This window comes from Deltaproteobacteria bacterium, assembly GCA_016223005.1.
In the GTDB taxonomy this organism is placed as follows: Bacteria; Desulfobacterota; GWC2-55-46; order UBA9637; family GWC2-42-11; genus JACRPW01.
In genome coordinates this window covers 18345-24980 of the sequence record JACRPW010000010.1, presented here as the reverse complement: position 1 = coordinate 24980, position 6636 = coordinate 18345, and the positions used below count along the sequence as shown (strand labels likewise).

Below are 6636 nucleotides of genomic sequence, written 5' to 3'. Positions count from 1 at the left end.
TTTTGATGCCCTCTGAACTTCATAAAATACCTGCCCTAGATTCATCTCAGGCACTATTGTTGTCTTAACCCCTTCATCTGGCCAAGAACTGCTGTATGAAACAATACGAGCATTCAATCTGTCAGAGACATACAGGACGCCTGTAATCTTGCTTTACGATGAGGTTATAGGACACATGAGGGAGGCGGTTACTTTGCCTGAGCCCGGCGATATCCATGTTATTGAAAGGAAAAAGCCGGACTGCGCCCCTTCTGAGTATAAACCATATGAGGTAAATGAAGGCAAGGTGGCGCCGCTTGCTGCGTATGGAGATGGTCATAGGTTTCATGTTACAGGGCTTTATCATGCAGCAGACGGGTTCCCGACAAGCAATACAAAACTAATTCACGAGACCAATGAGAGGCTCGTCCATAAGATAGATAGGAATAAAGAAACCATTTGCAAGAACGAAGAGTTTTATCTTGACGATGCAGAAATCGGCATCTTTGCATACGGCGTATGTGCAAAGAGCGCAAAGTTTGCTGTCAAGGAATTAAGAAGCAAAGGCATTAAGGTTGGGTTGTTAAGACCGCTGACTATATGGCCTTTTCCAGATGACGCAGTAGAAGAGATGGCAAAAAAAGTTAAGACAATAATAGTGCCTGAGATGAATCTAGGGCAGGTATTTTATGAAGTTCAGAGGGCATCAAAAGGTCAGTGCGATGTAAGAGGTCTATTCCGGGTTGATACAGACCCAATACACCCAAAGCAAATCATGAACGCTATATTAGGCAAGCCGGTTGAGCCGACAGTTATTCCCAGCGAGGTTTTGATAGAAAGGGATATGCTAGACGGATAAGCGACATTCTGCGAATGTCGAATTGGAAATTGGGAATTTTAAAATGGCAAAAGACAAAATATTTAATGATAAAATGGGCTTAATTGCAGATTTTAATTTTGGGGAAAATGTCGCAAGTGTATTTGATGACATGCTGAATCGTTCAGTTCCTTTCTATCAGGAGATTCAGAGAATGATAACTGAAATATCTTTAGATTTTGCAGCAGAAGGGACAAATATCTATGACCTGGGTTGTTCTACCGGCACAACACTTATTAATCTCAATAAGACTATCGGCAGCAAGGTTAAATATATTGGTATAGACTACTCTAAAGAGATGCTGGCAAGATGCAGAAAAACCCTTTCTGAAAATAATTTTGAAGGAGAATATGAACTGGTATGTGCAGACCTGAATAATGGTATAAGCATAGAGAATGCCTCGTGTATTATTATGGTGCTTACCCTTCAATTTATCAGACCCTTATATAGGGAAAAATTGATAAAGGGCATTGTCAACGGACTGAACGATAACGGGTGTTTTATTCTTATTGAAAAAGTGCTTGGAGAGGATTCGCTTTTTAACAGGCAGTTTATAAAATATTACTATGATTTTAAAAAGAGAAACGGATACAGCGAATTGGAGATTGCACAGAAGAGAGAGGCGCTTGAAAACGTCCTCGTCCCTTATAAACTGCTGGAAAACAGGGACCTTCTGCTCAATCAGGGGTTCAGATACTGCGATGTTTTTTTCAAGTGGTACAATTTCTGCGGAATGGTGGCAGTGAAATAATACTTATGGTGAAACTCGGCAATCTGATTTTCAAGTATAGAAATCTTATCTTCCCGTTATTTTTTGTGCTGCTGGTGTTAGGCACAAAACCTTATATGGACAGCGGACATCTGGGAAAATGGAGATATGCAGCAGGCATTACAATAGCATTAACAGGGCAGATTATCAGGGCATTAACCATAGGACTTGTTTATATCATACGAGGCGGCAGAAACAGAAAGGTATATGCTGAAACACTCGTGAAAGATGGGATTTTTGCCCATTGCAGAAATCCTTTATATGTAGGAAATATCCTTATTGTTATAGGGCTTGGCATTACAGCAAATTCGATCCCATTTTATATTGCAGGCATCCCGCTCTTTATAGTCATGTACATGGCTATTATAAAGGCAGAAGAAAATTACCTCTCTAACAAATTTGGGCAGGAGTATATTGAATACATAAAGGGTGTAAACAGATTTATACCTAATCTGTCAGGGATAATAAAAACCATCAAAGGCATGAAGTTCAACTGGGCACGTCTAATCGTCAAAGAATATGGGACAACATATGCATGGGTAGTATGCATGATATTACTCATAATAAAAAACCAGTATATGCGATACGGCAGTGAGATGAATAAGACTGCTTTCCTGTTTTTGTCAGCATTATTTATTTTCGTAACTTTTCTATATGCTGTTGCAAGATATCTAAAAAAGAGCGAGCGGTTGGTCGCGGATTAAACAAGCAGGTTAAGGTTGAAGGTAAGGTTAAGAGTGAGATTTTGTTTTTTCTTAACCTAAACCTTAACCTGTATTAAATGAGGAGGATTGAAATGTCTACACAAACAGCAGCAAGAACAGTTCCATATAAAGAAAAGGCGCCGTTTGATTACAGTTCTTATATGAGAAAAGGGAAACTTCCGCATATCTGGTGTCCCGGGTGCGGGCATGGGGTGGTGCTTAAAAGTCTCATTCGGGCGATAGATGCAACAGGGGTGCAAAAGGATGATATTGCAATAGTCTCAGGCATAGGCTGTTCAAGCAGAACGCCGGGCTATGTTGATTTCAATACGCTTCATACACTACATGGAAGGGCGATTCCATGCGCAACAGGGATTAAACTTGCAAAACCAAGACTAAAGGTAATCGTGGTTACAGGCGATGGCGATGCGCTTGCAATCGGCGGCAATCATTTTATACACGCATGCAGGAGAAACATGGATTTGACCATCATGGTTTATAATAATTATATCTACGGCATGACAAGCGGACAGTCCTCGCCCACAACACCGCAAAGCATGATTGCGACAACAGCGAGATATGGAAGCATAGAGCCGACATTTGACACATGCGAACTTGCAAAGGCGGCAGGCGCAACATTTGTTGCAAGGGGAACTGCATATCATGCGCAGGAACTTGAAAAGACCATATATGACGCAATAATGCACAAAGGCACATCAGTATTAGATATTCTGGACTCATGCCCCACATATTATGGAAGGTTTAACAAATTCAAGAGCGCATCTGAGATGATGGAGAAGGTTGAAAAGGACGGGACTGTTTCTGTTTCGCAGGCGGACAAACTCCCTCCAGAAAAACTTGAGGGAAAACTTTTAAGGGGAGTTTTGCACAAATCAGAGAGACCTGAATATTGCGAGGAATATGAAAAGTTAATGGCAAAGGCACAGGGGAAGTAAATACAGTTATGAGTTCGGAGTTGAGAGTTAGGAGTAAAAAAGTAAAAACATTATCTCCGAACTACGAACTCCTGACTCCGAACTAATTCTGGAGGTTTAAATGGCACAGAGATACGAGATGAGGTTCAGCGGGTCAGGGGGACAAGGCATGATACTGGCAGGAATCATAATGGCAGAGGCTGCGTCAATATACAGTGATAAAAAGGCAAGCCAGAGCCAGTCTTACGGACCTGAATCAAGGGGCGGCGCATCAAGGAGCGAGGTGATAATAAGCGATGATGAGATAGATTATCCTAAGGCTACAAGCATTGATGCAATGCTTGCAATGACACAAGATGCATGCAATAAATATTATAAAGATGTTAAAAAAGATGGAATACTTTTGATTGATTCAGATGAGGTAAAGGATGTGCCTAAAGGTGATTTCAAGGTTTACAGTGTGCCGATAACATCCATTGCAAGGAATGAACTCGGCAAGACAATCGTTGCAAATATAATTTCGCTTGGTATCATAACAGAACTCACAAAGGTTGTCTCTCATGAGGCGATTGAAAAGGCAGTCTTGAGCAGGGTTCCACAGATATTTCTTGATTTGAATAAAAAGGCACTTGAAATCGGGTTTGAAAAGGCAAGACAGATGCTGAATGAGTAAACCCTTTAAAAGCAGACACTAGACTCAAGACTTAAAGATTCTGCAAGTTACCTTTTTTTATATATCCAGATTAACTACATCAAGTGCATGTTCCTCTATAAAATTCCTTCTCGGTTCAACCTGGTCGCCCATAAGGATTGTGAAGATTTCGTCTGTTTCAACAGCATCCTCAATCTTTACCTGTAAAAGCGTCCTTGTTTCAGGGTTCATAGTAGTTTCCCATAACTGCCCCGGGTTCATTTCACCAAGTCCTTTGTATCGCTGAATATACAGCCCCTTTTTACCAATGGAGAGGACATGCTCTGTAATCTCTTTCACTGTATTTATCGTTTTTGTTTCTTCTTCATCCTCCAGAACAAATGGTGGGCTCCCTATATTTTTTAACTCCCTTGACAGAGTTCTGATCTCCGCATATTCGGGTGAATGCAAAAATTCCCAGTCAATGACCGTTTCAATCACTGCACCGTTTTTTCGGGATGCACACTTCAGCATATAACAGTCATGCTCTATATCCGTATCAATAGAAAACTCAATTGGCTGAATATCAGGCCGCAGTGTATTCAAATAGGTCTTTAAATCCACCATGATTGTTTGTAAAGCCTTTTCATTTTTCAAGGTATCTGCATTAAATTCATCCTCCATGCCTATAGCAGATATAACCTCTCCCTCTTTTCTCCTTTGATCTATCCTTTTGATTATACTCTGGAATTTAGCCATCTTTTTAAGAATATTGAAAAGGTCTCTTCCCTGAAAGATTTTTTTCTTGTCCTTTGTATATAATTTTAAACCCTCTGCTGCTGCCTCTACAATAAATGAGGTAAGGTCTGTCTCATCTTTTATATATTTTTCCAACTTGTTTTTTTTGACCTTGAAAAGAGGAGGCTGGGCAATATATAGGTATCCATTTTCAACAAGTTGCGGCATTTGGCGATAGAAGAATGTCAGGAGGAGTGTCCTTATATGAGAGCCATCTACATCAGCATCTGTCATTATTATAATTTTATGATAACGGAGTTTTGAAATCTCATACTCCTCTTTGCCAATGCCTGTGCCAAGCGCAGTAATCATTGTGCCGATTTCTTCATTGGACAGCATCTTATCAAACCGTGCCTTTTCAACATTTAATATCTTACCGCGTAGAGGCAGGATTGCCTGATTTCTCCTGTCCCTTCCCTGTTTTGCAGACCCGCCTGCTGAATCGCCCTCAACAATAAAAAGTTCGCAAAGTGCCGGGTTTGTCTCCTGACAGTCTGCAAGTTTTCCCGGAAGGCTTGCCGTATCCAGTGCGCCCTTTCTCCTTATTAACTCCTTTGCCTTCCTTGCAGCCTCCCTTGCCATTGCGCCTTCTACAGCCTTGGCAACTATCTTTTTTGCAACCGAAGGATTTTCCTCAAGAAATGCAGAGAGTTTTTCATTTATCAGTGTCTCAACACAACCCTTTACCTCACTGTTCCCGAGTTTTGTCTTTGTCTGTCCTTCAAACTGGGGATTTGGCAGTTTAACACTTATAACGCAGGTAAGTCCCTCTCTCACATCATCGCCCTGTATGCCTTCTTTTACACCCTTCAAAAGATTATTTTGAGAGGTATAGTTATTTATAGTTCTGGTAAGCGCGGATTTGAACCCGACCATGTGTGTACCGCCCTCTGTTGTATTTATATTATTTGCAAATGAGAATATGTTTTCTGTATATCCTTCATTCCACTGCATTGCAATCTCTATTTGCACTGCCTCGCGTGAGCCTTCTATATACACTATCTTTGAGTGCAGTGGTGTCTTGTTTTTGTTGAGATGCTCAATAAATGATCTTATGCCGCCTGTATAATGGAATTCATGCTTTTTTTCGCTCCTGTCATCTTTGATGGATATGTGGAGTCCTGCATTTAAAAACGAAAGTTCACGAAGACGTTGGGAAAGGGTGTCAAAACTAAACTCTATTGTTTCAAAAATCTTATTGTCAGGCTTGAATGTTATCTTTGTCCCTGTCTTATTGGTCTTGCCCACAACCTTAAGCGGCGAGACAGGTTTGCCGCCTTCATATCTTTGTTCCCATACCTGACCATCCCTTTTGATTTCTAGTTCAATCCACTCTGAAAGGAAGTTCACAACAGTAACACCCACACCGTGCAGCCCGCCTGAAACCTTGTATGCCTTGTTCTCAAATTTGCCGCCCGCATGGAGTTCTGTCATAACAACCTCAGCAGCAGGCTTACCCTTCTCCTTATGCATGTTTGTGGGGATACCCCTGCCGTCATCAATGACTGTAACGCTGTTGTCAGTATGGATTATAACCTCAATATTTTTGCAGAAACCTGCAAGTGCCTCGTCAACAGAATTGTCAACCACCTCATATACTAGATGGTGCAAACCAGAAGAACCTGTAGAGCCTATATACATTGCAGGCCTTTTTCGGACAGCATCAAGGCCCCCAAGCACCTTTATTGCACCTGCATCATACTCCTGTTTTATTGTCAAAGAATACCCCCATTGCATTTTTTGGGTTAATATACCATATTAAAAAAACATAGTAAACCCTTGTAATCAATCCAACTGATAGGTTTTATAAGTTTTGGATAGTATTCAAGAATTGTGTATTCAAAAATTGATGTAAGCCCATTGCCATTATGCTATAGTTACACTGTTAAACAAGTTGAAAGGATTGTTCAGGTGAGATTAAATCAATACATTCAGGTATTCTC

6 protein-coding genes are annotated in these 6636 nt (G+C 40.8%); 5 read left to right on the top strand and 1 reads right to left on the bottom strand.

Translation table 11 applies throughout. From position 1 onward, the window contains the following. Positions 1-148 precede the first annotated feature (148 nt). From HZC45_01225 to HZC45_01205, 5 genes are all read left to right on the top strand, one after another. The gene (locus HZC45_01225; protein MBI5681787.1) at positions 149-838 is read left to right on the top strand and encodes a hypothetical protein; all 690 of its coding nucleotides are present in this window, start codon (positions 149-151) and stop codon (positions 836-838) included. A gap of 43 nt (positions 839-881) precedes the next feature. Beyond that, a complete protein-coding gene (gene cmoA / locus HZC45_01220; protein MBI5681786.1) occupies positions 882-1607 on the top strand; it encodes a carboxy-S-adenosyl-L-methionine synthase CmoA in 726 nt (241 codons plus the stop codon). A gap of 5 nt (positions 1608-1612) precedes the next feature. After that, positions 1613-2329 carry an isoprenylcysteine carboxylmethyltransferase family protein gene (locus tag HZC45_01215; protein ID MBI5681785.1) on the top strand — a complete coding sequence of 239 codons (717 nt, stop codon included), beginning with the start codon at positions 1613-1615 and terminating at the stop codon, positions 2327-2329. A 92-nt stretch (positions 2330-2421) separates the two neighbouring features. Beyond that, complete coding sequence (locus HZC45_01210; protein ID MBI5681784.1) at positions 2422-3285, top strand: 2-oxoacid:ferredoxin oxidoreductase subunit beta; 864 nt, start codon at positions 2422-2424, stop codon at positions 3283-3285. A gap of 100 nt (positions 3286-3385) precedes the next feature. Next, entirely contained in the window at positions 3386-3937 is a 552-nt protein-coding gene (locus HZC45_01205; protein ID MBI5681783.1) for a 2-oxoacid:acceptor oxidoreductase family protein, read from the top strand. A gap of 57 nt (positions 3938-3994) precedes the next feature. On the opposite strand, the gene gyrB is transcribed toward HZC45_01205, so the two are convergent. Continuing rightward, positions 3995-6430, bottom strand: coding sequence for a DNA topoisomerase (ATP-hydrolyzing) subunit B (gene gyrB / locus HZC45_01200; protein ID MBI5681782.1), 2436 nt, complete (start codon positions 6428-6430; stop codon positions 3995-3997). Positions 6431-6636: the final 206 nt, after the last annotated feature.

Bases quoted from the DNA above. Each gene is read 5' to 3' on its own strand.
- HZC45_01205 (MBI5681783.1), top strand. From the start codon at position 3,386: ATGGCACAGAGATACGAGATGAGGTTCAGCGGGTCAGGGGGACAAGGC.
- gyrB (MBI5681782.1), bottom strand. From the start codon at position 6,430: ATGCAATGGGGGTATTCTTTGACAATAAAACAGGAGTATGATGCAGGT.
- cmoA (MBI5681786.1), top strand. From the start codon at position 882: ATGGCAAAAGACAAAATATTTAATGATAAAATGGGCTTAATTGCAGAT.
- HZC45_01215 (MBI5681785.1), top strand. From the start codon at position 1,613: ATGGTGAAACTCGGCAATCTGATTTTCAAGTATAGAAATCTTATCTTC.
- HZC45_01210 (MBI5681784.1), top strand. From the start codon at position 2,422: ATGTCTACACAAACAGCAGCAAGAACAGTTCCATATAAAGAAAAGGCG.